Here is a 14,349-nt window from a genome sequence, read left to right as displayed (position 1 = left end):
CGTCTGCTGCTACCGTTGCTTATCGTGATCTAAGAGGGGACTGTCGCAGCGCGTTTTGATGCGTCCCAAACACGGTGTTTTGCGCTCGGTATGCTGCTCTCGTTCTTACACTTTGCCCTGAGAGTTCGCTTATAGTTGCGTCGCTATTGGCGCCGCCCTATAAGTGCATTAAATACCTTATTAATCAATGGATTATGACGGCACCGCTAAGGGCGTTGGCCAAGGAGTGCTAACTCGACAAAAGAGGCCCGTTTTCGAGCCTCCATGCCTCACAAACCGACCAGCGGCCGCAATGCTTCCCTGACCGATTCCAGCTCCGCTTCCGTCACCTTGTGGCCACGAAACTCGGCCTTTCTCGCCTCGAAATCAAGCGTGCGAATCTGGTCCGCCTGGGCTACACATGGGTGAGTCAGCGTCGAGAGAGGAATCTCCGTCTGCCACCCGTGATTCGTCCTCGAGATCGTTACGCCAATCGTCCGCGCGATTACGTCATTCACGGGTTTCGGGCTCAGGACGAGGAACGGCCGCTTGCCGCTTTGCTCCGTTCCCATCGTCGGGGCCAACTGCACCCACCACACCTCACCTTCCTCTGGAATACGATCGTCCAATCTCTCACCACATGTCATTGCGGGCGGGATCGTCCGGTCCACCAGCCTCAGAGCCCATCGGCTCATCGTCCGGCAGCGGCTCTTCCTGCCGTGCTCGCCTGCGCGCCGGACCTTCCTCAAGGAAGCGCGCCATCGAGAACTTCTTTACGCCCGCTGGTTTGATCACCAGAGCGCCATCCTGCGCGCTCACCTCTATGTCTGTGTCTTCCTGCAGATGCAGCGTGTCTGCGAGCCCTGCGGGAATACGAACGGCCAGGCTGTTGCCCCACCGCTTCACTTGTTGCGTTGCCATATTCGGACTCCATTCCGTGGCCATTGGCCTTGCGTTTAGCGCCTAGATTTGGATCGGCTCCTCGTTTGATCATCGTAGATACAGTATAGATACGTTTCGCAAGCGTGTCTACGGCGTGTATACTTTTCCCTGCTTCCCGCCCGCTATATACTGTTCATTTATACAGTATTTTCGGTGTGGTCATGCCCAAGAAGCCGCTCCCCCATTTCGCCGCCGTGGATCTCAAGGAGATGCGCCGCTTCTGGAAGCTTTACCGCGGCAATGAGGACGTCGAACGCCTACTCCTTGAGATCCAGCACAACCGCAACCTCATCTATGAGCTAGAGGACTATTTCCCAGACGATTCTCAAGGTGTGGGGAGAAGAGGGGCGAGGACAGCTTGTCGCGATGGAAAAAACACGCATGCTTTACGTGACGGAGCGCTCACGCTTTGGCAATCTCCGGGGGCTGTATGTCCCGACCAATCGCCGCGGGGAAGATGATCCTGCAGAACTAGCTGAAGTCGATTAGAGAGGTTGCTCTCAGTGCCTTCAGAATTGCGCGCCTGCCGCGGCCTTCACGATAGAACACGTGCCCTTGCTTGATAGGTTCGGCGAGTATTTGGACGTTTCTACGATAGCCAAGCTGACGCGGTTTATCGAGTGGTTGAGAATTCCTCCGGCCGTAAAATTAAGGGTGTCCGGAGTTACGCTAGCCGGATCATGCCGCCTGATCCCTGCAGCCGGCACGTCATAACTGACAGTCCCCGCTTGGTCGTCATACGCGAGATCCATGTGCTTGGAGTTTTCGCCGCCTTCATCTATATCGCAGGCGAAATATGTGATTTTTGCGTAGCAGTTGGTGACGGCAATCAAGCATGCTGCCGCAAACAGGGTTGTTTTTCTCATTTTGGAAGCTCTTGTTATAAAAGCGCAGGCGCCTCTCGCCTTGCATTTCGCAGATTACGCGAGTTGATACTACGAGCCAACGGCGCAGAGGTCGAAGTTTGCTGTCTCCCGCACACAGCAACCTAATCTCGATCGATGGGCTCGTGAACGCCGGCTCATCATTACCCACCCTGTTCACGCCATTGCTCACTCGAAACCACCGAAACGCCTCGACCGGTGTGGCGGCCGTGTTGGCCAGGTGGTTCGCCTCCTCGAAGGTGTTCTCCGGCTCCAGCCATTCTTTCGCTTCCTCGGCCGTGAGCACCAGTGGCCGGCGATCGTGGATGTCGAGCATGCCGGCGTCCGAGGCGTCCGTCACTATCACAAAGCCGTTGCCATCGTGGTGTTCGCCGCCTGGCGGGATGGTCGAGAGTCCGGCCAGGAACAGAAGCTTGCCGTCGAGCGGCTGGATGAAATACGGCTGCTTGGCGCCCTCCTCGAGCACCCACTCATACCAGACGTCGGCCGGCACAATCACCCGGCTGCTCTTCCACATGTCCTTCCAGGCTGAGCTATTCGCCTTGTCGAGCCGCGCGTTGACCAACACGGGCACTTTTCGAGCGGCCGCCAATGCCGGCCGATAGCCCCAAAATGTTCCAGCCGCGGCCCGTCCGGGAAGATCACGGGCTGCATGCTGCCCGGCGCCACGTTCCAGCTGGGCCGCGAAATCTCCGGCGGATAAACGGCGTCGGGCATGAGCGAAATTACGTATTCGACACCCGGACGTGCGCGGGCTGGTATGAGTGGGTGGCTCGAAGGAGGCGCGAAGCAGCCCTACTTTATTCAGCCGATCGGAATGGTTAACCGGTGTAATCCACAGCTTTCAAGGGGTCGCCCGGTCACGACATAGCGTTGCCGGCTTTGTCCGTTTTGACGGTGCATATCTGGGCTAGCGCCCAAATCGCATTGATCACGCCGGCGATCATGCTAAAGCCAGTGACGAACCCTGTCGACGCGTCCAGCAAGAACGGGACAAAGAGAATCCCTAGCTTCGCCGCGCCGCTCCCGTTGTAACCCGCATAGAAGTCATGTATCCCAAGACCACCGAGCAGTAGACCGAGAATAATGTAAGCGCCTCGGCTTTTCGCCACAGTTACCACTTGCACAAACGGCATGCTGGCAACAGCTGGGGGGTGAGAGTGACGCCCCCAGCAATAGGATAGCCGCACGCCGGACATGAACCAGCACGGTCTGATATGGACGAATTGCACTCCGGGCAATTGATAAGCGACATATTCCCTCGTTGATTTGTTTGACCGTCGAATTCGTTGACGGAACGCGTGTGCTATTGCAGGAACAGCACACGCGGCAAGGCGTTCTAGCGAGCCTGCTGCCGGCACCCAAGAAGAAACCACCGGCTGAGCCTGAGCCTGAACTAGTTGAATGAAATGCGAAGGGCGCTATGCGTGGTATTTAGTAGCGGCGGCGATTGCTTCGCCCGGAGTCGCAAATACATTGCCTTTCCATTTTGTCCCTGTCGACTCATATACGAGCTTGTCGCCTTTGTAACGATACACGCCAAAGCCTGCGCCGTAGTCTTCGATTTTCGTCCAAGGGAAATTGTCTGGATTCATGTCCGGTGCTTCGACGGCAGGAACCGTTTCGAGGTCGAACTCATATTGGCAAAAACGGCAAACCAACGCGGCAGCTTTCACTTTTTCAGCGCATCGCGGGCAAGTTTTGTTCAGTCGCGGCGCTGCTTCCGCCAACGCAATCTTTTCTAATGCGCTTGGAAGCTTTCCGCAACAAGCGACCGCTATAACGGCGAAGATGCCGAACAAGCACGCGAGTAATGCCCACCCTCCAGCACTCCTGTTTTTTGAGCTAGCGATCAAAGCCGCCAGGATGACGCAAAACACCCACACAATTGGAATAAGAAACATCACGGCCTCTGAAATATAGTTTTTATCTAGCATCGCACCATGCTTTGCATTGGCTCTCGTTGACGAGCATGACATACGCGTCCGAGCTGCTTGCAATCAGCGTAAATATCGGTCATTAGCGCAAAAACTTTAATTGCGAAATTTTTTCGCTACGCCCCCAGCCTGAATCACTTATGAAGCCGAGTCCGCTATCCGATCCGTATCAGGTATGTGAATGCGTATGGCTTATCTATGCGATTGCGCTGATTTTGGTTTTCGCTTTTATCGTCGCGGCGGGTCCAGAGAAAACTTTCGTGTCTTTTTTCTTACCGGGCCAGCATTGGGCTGAGCTTGAGAGGTTCAGCGCGGTCGGAATCGAGCCGTCAGAACGCTCTGTGCGGGCTTACGGTTAAGAGGTGCTCACTAACTTACCGGGAGGGAATCGGCGGGCGTGGTGCTAGGTGATAGCGCGTCTGGTCTATCTTCATGGGCGCTGAGACGGGTCTGCAATTGCACTACGTTTCACACGCTCGGCATGAAATAGAGGAATAGCTTTTTTAATAAATGGTTTAGGATTGCCGCGGAAATGCCTGGAGTTGGGATGAAATAAAGACTGAATTTCATAGGGCGAGCTGCCGTGAAAACAACTTTTGATAGGCACGGGTTGCCCTCACGCCCGAGTATAGAGTCGCTCGGACATGGAAACCGCGGAAGGGCTGCTTCCGCAAGTGAGGCGCCTCAGTGAGCGCAGGACGTTCTGATATAGTCGGATCAATCTAAATGGGGACTACCGAATACGCTCGTGGGCAAAATGCCAGGAGCCTGAGCCCCACGTATTTCCAATATCATTAACGGGGCCGGGGAAAGCATAGACGAGATGGACCGCGAAGCGGGCGAAAATGCCGCGAGGAAGGCTTTAATCGATATTTCGATAGGAGGGTGGCGCTTCCCCAGGGTGTTCGGTCGGTTGCTTGATAAGCTCGACGCAAGTGAGGCAACGCGCTATGGCAATCAAGCCCGCTATTTCCAGTTTCCAGAAGTGCCACTGATGCGTTTCACGATACCGCAAGAGCGCATGACGCTTGGCGAGCTCAGAGTCGGTTTAGAGAAGCCACGCGGCCCCGCCCGGCAGCGGTGATGTTCGGTCTTGAAACCAACATGGAGATCGATGCGCTGGTTACGCTCGAGTGGGATAAGGCAAACGAACTGTGCATGAGCGGCATGCTCTCGAAGATTGCACACGACGTGCTGCGTCTTATGCCGCGACACTTGGGTAGCCCGTATGTTTTTTTGGCAAGAGATCAATGGCGCCGCTGCGCCACTCTTCGATCTCTCGCTGGAGCTCGCCGAAGTGTTCGATATGAGTGGTCAGAATTACGCAACGCCTACCGCACGGTTATCAAGCTGGACCTGAACGTCGAGCGACTAGCCTGGCTTAAGGCATAAGAAGCCGCTCATGCGAAGCGGCTAAGCTTTCTCGTCGCCGTCATCGGAATCGTCATCGTCCGGTTCAGGGTCCGATGCGTCCTCGATGATGTCATCGTAATAATCGACCGGATCGTCATAATTGTCCTCGGCGTCTTCGTGCGGGCTGCTCTTGGTCATGATCTTCCTATTTGTGGTTGCGACACGATCACAGTATAGGAGCAAACGCGCCGCATCGAGTCAAGCTCATGGACATGCGACGCCGCGGATGCGGGACGGCTAAGTGCATCCTGGATGCTCATCTCATCAGTTACTTTTCAGGCCGCTCAGGACGCGGCAGAATCTTCTTCATCACCTCGTTGACGCCCCAATAAATCAGTGGGCCGATCGCGATGGCAGCAATGGCTATCGACGTGCCACGATTATCCCTGACGAAATTTCCACTGTGGTTTTCCTGAGCCCGATTGCTGGCTTGCGAAGGCGCGGCGCTAGACCCCAAACCGGGCGCTATCTCACCGGATAGCCTGTCGGTCCAGTAGGCTTCTTTGTCGGGGCCGAAAGGCTGGTGATACGAGCGCTCAAGGTAGTCCATCAACAACTCCGATTTGACATCATTAAAGATTAAATAATCGGGTCATACCATCCGTCGTTGAAACCGAGCCTTGTGCTGCCGAGGTGGATCACCATGACTGGCTGTGACGGAACCACCACACGAAATCAGGGTCAGCTTCAGCTTTGCTAATGACGGCGATGTGTCGCGCTTTCATGGTGAAATACAGTCCAAGAGCGTCATAAGACAACAGCTTTGTTTCCTCGCCATCTTCGTGATGTGTTAGCTTCGCGCTATCCGGCGCGCCCAGCCTCTGCTCGATGTAATCTTCCGATCCGCCTATCGATAGAGACGATATGCCGGCAATCGTCTGGCAAGCAGGCATGTATTGGTTTTCGATGCAGCTAACCATGACAACCGACCTGGATGATGCATCGTATTCAACGCTGAGATTGTTAGGATGGCCTGCTTTGGGCAGCCATTCCCAGACTAGATAATCATTAATGTTGGTGCCGATGGGCAACTCCGACGTGCTTAATTTCTGCGACTCGATGTCTTTTCGGACAAAATCAGGCTTGCCCATAACGTAGAGTATTTCGTCCTGGGATTGCCCAGGCTTCATCCCATGAAGCCCAGAGGCGACCTCTTTAAAGCGGTCAAAATCGCGTGAGGTTGCAACTGTAAAGGAGATAGCGGCGATTCCCAACGCCAGAACGAATAGTGCCGCGGCAGTCCGAAGTAAAACTTTTTTGATGCTTTTCATTGGTCTTATGTTTTTGTGTAAATTAGCCGCACGGACTCCCCGGCACTGCCCCGTGAATCGCGTTGTCCATCGTGATTCTACGACAGAGAAGGCTACGCGAAAACGGCAGATCACTTGGACCCGAGAACGTGACGCCATGGTAGCGCGGTCATAACGCCTCCTTGCCAATCACCTTAACGAAACCCAAGCGCCGCCGACCGACCGACCGACCGACCTTAGTCAGCATATTTGATCTTCCGCCATTCGTGGGTCCGAGCCATGCTGTAAAGCAAGTCGAGGCGCTTAGCAAGCATGCCTTCGAAGCCGTGAAACACGACTTGCTCAAACACCCATTCGCCGGCGCCCACAATGCCGTTGGTGAAAAACAAGCGATCCCATGTCCTCGAAGCTGTCACGCATGAGAGCCTTGCGTTTGAGTAGCGGCAAGCCGCCCAGGTCTCGATTGCCCGACTCACTGCTAGGCGTTCAACTTAAGAGGTCGAGCTTCCGATCGCATTTGCGAACGTCTGACAAAACCGCGGCGGCCGAGACCTTGTCGTATCCCCGACGCGATCCACAATAGAAGCTTGCTTGAAACAGCGACCGCTCCTAAAAATATCGCAGCAGCGGCAAGCATCACGACCAATTCCCGCAGCCACACGCCTCTGGGACACCGGCATTCTTGGCGTCGCTCGCGTGTCAGCACCTCATCAAGCTGCCGACTTTGAATCTCGACAATCTTCGATAGGTTCTCAGCCATTCGTTCGGATGTGGCTAGCGCCAGCAACTCGCGTTCGGCTGCGTCCATCGTCATCTCCCTTCCGTATCGACATTTTTGGCAAGGCACGACAGAGAAGTTAGACCACCGCGATCCGCCGTGCTCAGCTTCACAAGATGATAGTTGAATGGTTAGAGCGGTGTCTCACGTCCGCCCCAGATGACTGCCCATTGCGCATTCCACGTAGCTGCCTGTAAAGCCAGCAGGCTCGCCAGCAAGGCAGGTCTCTCGCATAACGCGGCGTTCGAAGCGCTGATCGTTCAGGCATCCGACCAGGACACAATCGAGGCAATAAAGGCCAGCGCCGAGGTTTTGAACGCCGACAAGTCGAACCGATCCGACCTGAACCTACTACTATCGCAAGACCGCACGCGAACTTCGCCTGCCCTGAAGAAAATGCCCCGACTCCCCCGTTATCGGATCTGCAGTCAGTGGAGGGATCATTGCATCAAGGCAAGTCGACAATCCTTTGAACGTCGTTTGGTTCCAGATTGGTCACCGAGGAGGTGAGGAGTTTGCATCAGAAAAGAAGTAAGCGAGCACCGTATCCCAACCGAGCATCGGATCGGAATCAGAAACTTCAGTCGTCTACTATCATGTCGAAATGGGCGGCATAGTGCCCTGCGTGAAACGTATCAAACGCGATGTCTATTGCGCGCTGAGTGGCGCGGACTCCCCATCCAACACTGTTGTCCACAGTGACATTACAGGCATAACGGAACGAATCCTCCTCTTGGCTGACTTGATTCAGGTGGAGTGTAACGGTGCCTTCGTGCACACCTCCTTCGCCGATTTCTACTTCGAGGCGGTAATTCCGAAGACCGTTCTCATTCAGTTTCAAGTCGGAGATTTTTGGTTCGATTCTGACATCCAGAAGTTTCATATGCGCACTCGGGTTGGTTGGCTGGAGGTTGCATTATGCCGACCCGGCAACAGATCCGCAGCGGATGCGTTACCCCTGGTCGGACTGTTTGATTGCGTGACCCGCCATTCCTGCCCGGAGTGATTTTCTTAAGCCCGATCATCGACCTCTTTTTGCGCGTTCTGATTTGCTTGACGGGCCTGTTCGCTCACTCCCATCGACTTGCTGCTCTTACGGTTCTCGAGCCGTGATACTGGCGATGAACGGCACGCTCAAGTAGACGCGGCAACACTCTTTACTAAGTTTTCTGACGGAATATACGATCATTCTCTCGGCTGCCCCGAGAGAAGGCCCCGTGCTACCGAATCACGGCAATTTCACCCTGGACGGCTTCCGCGCGTCTTCTGCGGCGGTCCGAAATCGATTGCAGGATGCCATTCTGCTGGATTACGCGCCCTCGCCTGCCTGACGAAACGTTCCCGTGAAAACGGCTGCGGCAAAGGTCGCATAACAGTGGCGACGTTGAGGAGCATCGCCTCAAACTCCAATCGGTCATCTATTCTCGCCGCGTCGGAGTTTTCATACGGCAGAATGACGACGATCGCTCCATCCACGAACAGCGACATGTAGAAAAGTAATCTGCGCCATGCAACTCCAAACACTCCTCGCCATGGTGCAAATTTATAATGCGTGTCGCCGACGGCTCCCGTTTCGAGACCCCATAAGAACATTCTATGAAGAAATTGACCCGGATCTCCTTTAATTCGTCAGGATGGCAGCGTCCGACTGGCGAAGCTCGCCACCAAGAATCCAACAGCTTCAACAAGCTGAACGGCTTCGGCTTCGAGGACTGGCTATTTAGAGGGGAGTGGCAAATGGATGGCTGGCGTTACGCGTTCCTGCAAGGCGTCAACAAGAGTAGGCGAGCGCTGTTAAAAATTGGCGAACCCTTTGACGTCACGGCCTTCACGATCGAAGCTAACAAACATCGCAGGTATGTCGCAACGATACGGGAAGCCGAATGCCTTGACGACAAGCAGGCCGCCGGAGCCGTGGATGCATTCAGACGCAATGGTTGGTTAGATCAGATGAAGCGGGAAATTGAAGGCGTCAACGGTAATGTCAGTGCCTTTGATGACAATAGATGGGCTCCCTTCATTGTCAATGTTCGATTTCGCGTGGAGAACGTGGAGCAATACAACGCAAGTGCATATGCGAGTGGCACAGACCCCGTCTTCAAACTGAATCGCTACCAGCTCTATACGCTGCCGCAGGAAGGCGACGAAGTCTCTCGCCATCATCGCATGAGCCGACCGTCTCCGCCACAGACTCAGTCATATTTGCGCCGTGCGGTAGGTCCGGTCATTTGCACGCCGGAACACGCGCGTATGCAAGCCCTGCTGATGTCGGAGCTGGCGATCGAGTTCCCCTCAGCGCGGATCGTGTGCGAAGAGAACTATGTCGACGTAACGGTTGAAACCAGCGAAGATCTCATTTTCTTCGAGATCAAGTCTGACCTCGCGCCGAGGACAGTTTTGCGGCTAGCTGTCGGCCAACTCCTAGAATATGGGTTCTATCCTCAAAAGCTGCAGCGGCTCCCCACACGCTTAGTGGTGGTCGGGCGCAACAGCCTGTCTGCGTCCGACGCAGCATATTTGCATGTATTGCGTGAGCGCTTTGCCCTCCCGCTCGAGTATAGAGTTGCTCGGATCTAAAACCACCGCGGGAGGCCCGCTTCGCACGTTCGCCTCTGACTTGCGGCGCTACTTGCGTCTCGCCGACCGCAGACTCCGAGGCAATGCTCACCAACGCCATGAAGATTTCACGGTTGCGTAACCACGCGGGAAAGTCCCAACGACAAGGTGATAAAGTCTTATGCAGGCGCCGTGCCGGTGCTGACAATCTGGATGCCTTACCGCTTCGAGAAAGCCTGCCGATGAAAGCGCTGCTTACTGCCCTTCTGCTTGCCACTGTCGCATTGACCGTTCATGCCGAGCAGCAGCCGGAACAGTCACTGGCTGTTCTGTCCTACGATGCTCGCCAAGATTGGCTAAACGGCGTAGCTGTGGTTAGCGAGAGAAACGGCGACGCCGCGAACTTTGGCGCGCCTGATGTGCTTCACGTTTTTGCTACTTGGAGCAAGGCAATGAGGTTCAATTAAATGTTGAAATCGCCGCTTAGTTGGAGAAGACGAGTGAAAACGGATCAGGTCAAACAACAAGTTTGGGCACTAGCGGAGGAGTTAAACACCGTGCTAGGCGCTCCACTCATCCGGCCACATCAGCAGAAAGAAGAATTGAAAAACATCGCCCTCAAAAGTCCTGAGTTCGGGACGATCTACATCAGGCCGATGGCGAAAGGTTATAGGATTGGCCTGTCAAACAATTCTCTCGTTACCCGAATGGCACCCTTCATGAGAGTGCTAACACGCCACGAACAAGACGGCTATGCTCATCTCCAGAGGAAGCGAGAACCTTGTTGGAATGTAGCCGACTACTCGCAAGTCCGTGAAGCGGCGTTTTTCTACGCGAATTTGACCGTTCCGCCGGATGAAAGCGAATCAACCCATGGGGACCTTGAAGCGCTGGCTCAGCGCAAAGATCTAAATGCAACGGAGCGCGATGTTCTTGTGAAGGCTCGGCTCGGCCAGGGTGCATACCGCAGAGACATGCTAGCTTTATGGGATGGCGCATGCGCGGTTACTGGATTGACAATCCCGCAGGTTCTAGTCGCGAGCCATGCAAAATCATGGATCGAAAGCAGTGACCGAGAGCGCTTGGATCCATGCAACGGACTGCCGCTAGTCGGAACGCTTGACAAACTTTTCGACAATCATCTGATCGCATTCGATCCTGAGACAGGAAGGATGCTTATCTCAGATAGAATTGAAGAGGCAGATCGCGCAGCGTTAAACATACCAACCAGCCAACCTCCGAAAGTCCCTAAACCCGCAACAGGCTGCCTACCTTAAGCTTCATCTCGAAAAACTAGATCGAACATAGCAGTCGTTTAAGAATCTGATTGCCGCAATGCCCGAGGGATTACTTGTCTGCGGCTGATGCAAATACAGAATGTTTTTGAGTCGAAGAAGGGCGAGCTCGGACTAAAGGAGCGGCCTCGCATCGCTTGAGTAGATGCCCGTTAGCGGTCGCCCATCTGCTTCGTCGCAGGAAGCCTTGATTTGAATTGCCGAGGTCGTTCGAGGGTTGCCCCAGCGCACGGACACATAGCACAACACTGGATCACGACGTCTATAGGCGCGGTGATCGAGAAGCAGTTCGGCGTGAAATACTTCCGGGTCTATCGACTCTTACGCCGCTATTGGCCGCGGAATTTGACATCGCAGCCGATGCGCCAACAGCGCTCGCGCTTAGGCGAATGGAGGATGGTCTGTTGCGCAAACACTTGCCAGCCTGGAATCGATAAATCGTGCGGAGACTCAGTCGTTCTTCATGAACGAAAGGCACTGTGCGAGCGCTTCCTCCGCGTCATCGCCCCGAACGGCTTTGTTCCCGACTACACCTCGTCAGTTCACCGATAGATCTGCGTGGCGTCGAAGAAATGCTTTGCCTTAAAGATTTATCCCTCTGGATGCGACGCGTCGCCTTCATATCATCCTTCGGCGCAGCTCCTCGACCACGGATCGAATCACCACAAGCGACACAGCGCTGTCGTCGATTGGTTCCATATCCGATTGATTCTTGAGCTTGCGCTGGTGAATGAAAGCGGTTGTTCGAAGCTCATCAATGCTCGCGCGCAAAAGCCCCTCTCTCTCCGTCTTTGTCGCCACTGCAAAGCATTCGTCGATGCTGACCAAACCGCCCTTGTAGCCATCGTAACTAAGGCAAAATGGCCAAATGGCCTCATACGATGCGCCTTCAGGCGGTAGGTCACTAAGCGCCAACTCGTAGTTCGGGATCAGGGGATGCCCCGTTGTGGATATAAAGTCCCGGTAGGGTTGAGATGCCACTCCCAAAGGCGGCGGCGGCATATCTGAATCTTTGCTAAGCGGTCCACCACCATAGAACGCAGGTAGTTCGCCAAGTTCCGCCCGTCCCAGGACCATCGCAAACCACCCTGCATAGGGCCAGTCCTGACCTCGGCAACGGCTTGCGAATTCGGGAAACCGTTCCAAGAATTTGGTCGCAAGGGTTCGAGCGTCATCCGACGCCGCATCGCTCCATCCGAAGTAGGCCTTGCCTTGCCCAGAAGAGTAATCCGCACGCAAGGATTGAGAGACAGGACTCCAGCCGTCCTCGGAGACGGTGCTCGCCGGCATCAGGCACGCACGCCACTGCTGCCCGAGAGGATCCCCATCCTGCTGCAATGCGAAGCCGTTGAAAGCCGGCCTTATGCAGCTCGTGGACCATCGCCAACAGCCGGGTCGCCCGCTTCATCGTCGGATCACTCGATGGCTCTTTGGAGACCATTAAGTCGCGAGACCCTTGCTGGTCGTATTCCAATTTGCCGGCCTCAATGTGCAAGGCTCCAATGGTGCGCGAAGCAGGCGCATGGCTTCGAAGGGCGGTGCATCCGCCATGTCGCGGCGCAGGCGGTTGCCAATAACAAAGCACGTATCGTCGTCAAGGAGAGCATAGCTCGGCAGAGTCACGCAGATCGCCTTGGCCAGCCTCCTGTATCTGAGTTCGGCCGCGGACCAGAATGGGTCGTCAAGGCATGAACGTTCCTCGCCCGGCATAACGAACCCCGGCATGGCAGGCATCGACAGACCGTCGGCATGGGCTACCGGGTCGGCAAGCCTCCACCTCGTTCGCTCGCCAAAATACTCACCAAACGCCTCCGGGATGCGCCCTAGATCTAGCTGCCGTTTAAGGTCCGCGACCCAGGCCACAATCTCACGGCTCGGCTCCCCCGAGCACGCCGGCTCTATGCCGTTTTGAGTGGAACTTGACGGCCGGCGCGATAGCGTTTAATCCCTTGATCACGCGAGGCGGCGGGACGCAAAGGGTTTTGCGGCAAATGTTTTAGCCTGGACATGCGGAGGTAGGCGATGGCCACGAAGTTCTTCACGGTTCGAAATCCGCGCGCGGCCCGCTTGGTTTGTTGGAGCATGCCATTCATCGCCTCGACATAAGCATTGCTGCGACCGTCGAGCATGCCGCGCACGACGCCCGGCAGGCGCTCCTTGAGCGTCGTGGCCAGCCGCCTGAACGGCTCAAGCCGACAACGCTTCGCCCATGAGATCCAGCCCTTGAGCATCTCCTCGGCTGTCTGCGGACAGTTGCTCTGCACGGCCACGCTGTAGACCGTACGCAACCCCTCCTTCAGGCGCCAAGCCCGTGCGCTCTTCAGGTTCGAGCGCTGCAACCGGTGCATCGTATTGATTTGATCCCGGTTCCAGTCAGCGGGATTGCCGCGCATGCCCCACATCAGGCCTTGGATCGTCTTGCGCTGGGTCCCCAGCGCAGCCCGCACGAGCTCCGGCTGTTCCCGCATCTCTTCACGCCGCACCTCGTCCATCGCCTCGTTGGCCAGGGCGATCACGTGGAACCGGTCGAAGCTGATCTGCGCTTGCGGCAAGGCTTCGGTGACGCCCTTGATATAGGCGGCGCCCATATCCATGCAGGCGTGCCTGATCTCATCAGGATTGCCGCCGTGCGCGACCAGGTCGGCCTTGAATTCGGTGACGCTCTTGTGGTCGCTGCCCTCGGTCATGAACAGCAGGCGTTTCGCTTCCAGGTCATGTACCACCGTGACGTAATTATGGCCGCGTCTGATACTGGTCTCGTCGATGCCGATCACCTTGACCCCGTCCATCGTTTGCCTGGCGCGCGCCGTCCCGACATAGTGTTCGATCCGGCGCCACAGCCGCCTGGCGTTCACCCGCAACAGGGAGGCCGCCTGCGCGACCGGCAGGGATTGGCACAGCGACAGGCCCAGCGCCTCGAACAGCAGGGTGAAGCCGCTGCCCGGCCGCGCCCACGGAACCTCCACAGCCGTGGTCTTGCCGCAGGCACTGCAATCGACGCGCGGCACGTCGGCGTGCAGCCATGCCTCGAACTGGAAAAAATCGAGATGACGCCAGTCACGTCTGACCCGATCATGGATGCCTTGTCCGTTCACCCCGCATGCTGGACACGGTAACTTTTTCGCGTCGCAGGACACTTCGAAATCGATCCGGCGCTTGGTTGTATCGAGCTCAACTCTGGATACCATCCACGGAGCTTGCAGACCCAACGCGGAAGTAAACAGGGTTTCAACGGCAACACTCACAGACGATTCCTCGATTCAGATAAGGGCGACTACTGCCTACCATCACTTCTTCGCAACGCGTCGACATGGC

Annotated in this window: 18 protein-coding genes; 6 read left to right on the top strand and 12 right to left on the bottom strand. The window is 55.8% G+C overall.

Translation table 11 applies throughout. From position 1 onward, the window contains the following. Positions 1-269: 269 nt before the first annotated feature. Together AX768_RS02180 and AX768_RS02175 are read right to left on the bottom strand one after the other, a co-directional pair. Positions 270-608, bottom strand: a complete 339-nt coding sequence (locus tag AX768_RS02180) for a type II toxin-antitoxin system PemK/MazF family toxin (RefSeq protein ID WP_172811913.1) — start codon at positions 606-608, stop codon at positions 270-272. Between the two features lie 4 nt (positions 609-612). After that, positions 613-900, bottom strand: a complete 288-nt coding sequence (locus AX768_RS02175) for an AbrB/MazE/SpoVT family DNA-binding domain-containing protein (RefSeq protein WP_172811912.1) — start codon at positions 898-900, stop codon at positions 613-615. 182 nt (positions 901-1,082) lie between these two features. Here AX768_RS02175 and AX768_RS02170 point away from each other — a divergent pair, with 182 nt between their 5' ends. Next, positions 1,083-1,382, top strand: coding sequence for a hypothetical protein (locus tag AX768_RS02170; RefSeq protein ID WP_061998590.1), 300 nt, complete (start codon positions 1,083-1,085; stop codon positions 1,380-1,382). Positions 1,383-1,695: 313 nt separating this feature from the next. Here the strand turns inward: AX768_RS02170 and AX768_RS02165 are convergent, their stop codons facing one another. The 3 genes from AX768_RS02165 to AX768_RS33590 all read right to left on the bottom strand — a co-directional run bounded on the left by AX768_RS02165 (position 1,696) and on the right by AX768_RS33590 (position 3,742). Further along, positions 1,696-2,379 (bottom strand): SOS response-associated peptidase, encoded by a 684-nt coding sequence (locus AX768_RS02165; RefSeq protein WP_061998589.1) that lies wholly within the window; start codon positions 2,377-2,379, stop codon positions 1,696-1,698. Positions 2,380-2,665: 286 nt separating this feature from the next. Next, on the bottom strand, positions 2,666-2,941 hold the full coding sequence (locus AX768_RS02160; RefSeq protein WP_082778725.1) for an NINE protein: 276 nt from the start codon (positions 2,939-2,941) through the stop codon (positions 2,666-2,668). A gap of 285 nt (positions 2,942-3,226) precedes the next feature. Next, positions 3,227-3,742: a zinc ribbon domain-containing protein gene (locus AX768_RS33590; protein ID WP_231941299.1), complete on the bottom strand. Its 516-nt coding sequence runs from the start codon at positions 3,740-3,742 to the stop codon at positions 3,227-3,229. 823 nt (positions 3,743-4,565) lie between these two features. Here AX768_RS33590 and AX768_RS02145 point away from each other — a divergent pair. Both AX768_RS02145 and AX768_RS02140 read left to right on the top strand, forming a co-directional pair. Then, the gene (locus AX768_RS02145; protein ID WP_061998586.1) at positions 4,566-4,826 is read left to right on the top strand and encodes a hypothetical protein; all 261 of its coding nucleotides are present in this window, start codon (positions 4,566-4,568) and stop codon (positions 4,824-4,826) included. Next, the gene (locus tag AX768_RS02140) at positions 4,826-5,134 is read left to right on the top strand and encodes a hypothetical protein (protein WP_061998585.1); all 309 of its coding nucleotides are present in this window, start codon (positions 4,826-4,828) and stop codon (positions 5,132-5,134) included. Before AX768_RS02145 ends, AX768_RS02140 begins: the two co-directional genes overlap by 1 nt. A 21-nt stretch (positions 5,135-5,155) precedes the next feature. On the opposite strand, the gene AX768_RS32530 is transcribed toward AX768_RS02140, so the two are convergent. From AX768_RS32530 to AX768_RS32525, 5 genes are all read right to left on the bottom strand, one after another. After that, on the bottom strand, positions 5,156-5,293 hold the full coding sequence (locus tag AX768_RS32530) for a hypothetical protein (protein ID WP_155524158.1): 138 nt from the start codon (positions 5,291-5,293) through the stop codon (positions 5,156-5,158). A 130-nt stretch (positions 5,294-5,423) separates the two neighbouring features. Beyond that, complete coding sequence (locus AX768_RS02135; protein WP_061998584.1) at positions 5,424-5,705, bottom strand: hypothetical protein; 282 nt, start codon at positions 5,703-5,705, stop codon at positions 5,424-5,426. 88 nt (positions 5,706-5,793) lie between these two features. Next, positions 5,794-6,426 carry a hypothetical protein gene (locus tag AX768_RS02130; protein ID WP_061998583.1) on the bottom strand — a complete coding sequence of 211 codons (633 nt, stop codon included), beginning with the start codon at positions 6,424-6,426 and terminating at the stop codon, positions 5,794-5,796. Positions 6,427-6,883: 457 nt separating this feature from the next. Then, positions 6,884-7,213 carry a hypothetical protein gene (locus tag AX768_RS02125; protein WP_155524157.1) on the bottom strand — a complete coding sequence of 110 codons (330 nt, stop codon included), beginning with the start codon at positions 7,211-7,213 and terminating at the stop codon, positions 6,884-6,886. A 550-nt stretch (positions 7,214-7,763) separates the two neighbouring features. Next, a complete protein-coding gene (locus AX768_RS32525) occupies positions 7,764-8,066 on the bottom strand; it encodes a hypothetical protein (protein ID WP_155524156.1) in 303 nt (100 codons plus the stop codon). Positions 8,067-8,779: 713 nt separating this feature from the next. Here AX768_RS32525 and AX768_RS02110 point away from each other — a divergent pair. From AX768_RS02110 to AX768_RS02100, 3 genes are all read left to right on the top strand, one after another. Continuing rightward, on the top strand, positions 8,780-9,760 hold the full coding sequence (locus tag AX768_RS02110; RefSeq protein ID WP_061998579.1) for a hypothetical protein: 981 nt from the start codon (positions 8,780-8,782) through the stop codon (positions 9,758-9,760). Between the two features lie 83 nt (positions 9,761-9,843). Next, the gene (locus AX768_RS32520; protein ID WP_155524155.1) at positions 9,844-10,206 is read left to right on the top strand and encodes a hypothetical protein; all 363 of its coding nucleotides are present in this window, start codon (positions 9,844-9,846) and stop codon (positions 10,204-10,206) included. 33 nt (positions 10,207-10,239) lie between these two features. Then, the gene (locus AX768_RS02100) at positions 10,240-11,016 is read left to right on the top strand and encodes an HNH endonuclease (protein WP_172811910.1); all 777 of its coding nucleotides are present in this window, start codon (positions 10,240-10,242) and stop codon (positions 11,014-11,016) included. Between the two features lie 636 nt (positions 11,017-11,652). Here AX768_RS02100 and AX768_RS02095 read toward each other — a convergent pair. Both AX768_RS02095 and AX768_RS02085 read right to left on the bottom strand, forming a co-directional pair. Further along, positions 11,653-12,324: a hypothetical protein gene (locus AX768_RS02095; protein ID WP_155524154.1), complete on the bottom strand. Its 672-nt coding sequence runs from the start codon at positions 12,322-12,324 to the stop codon at positions 11,653-11,655. Positions 12,325-12,932: 608 nt separating this feature from the next. Then, positions 12,933-14,279 (bottom strand): ISL3 family transposase, encoded by a 1,347-nt coding sequence (locus tag AX768_RS02085; RefSeq protein ID WP_061998574.1) that lies wholly within the window; start codon positions 14,277-14,279, stop codon positions 12,933-12,935. Positions 14,280-14,349 lie beyond the last annotated feature (70 nt).

The organism is Burkholderia sp. PAMC 28687, from assembly GCF_001577465.1.
In the GTDB taxonomy this organism is placed as follows: Bacteria; Pseudomonadota; Gammaproteobacteria; order Burkholderiales; family Burkholderiaceae; genus Caballeronia.
This window is presented reverse-complemented; position numbering and strand designations above follow the sequence as displayed.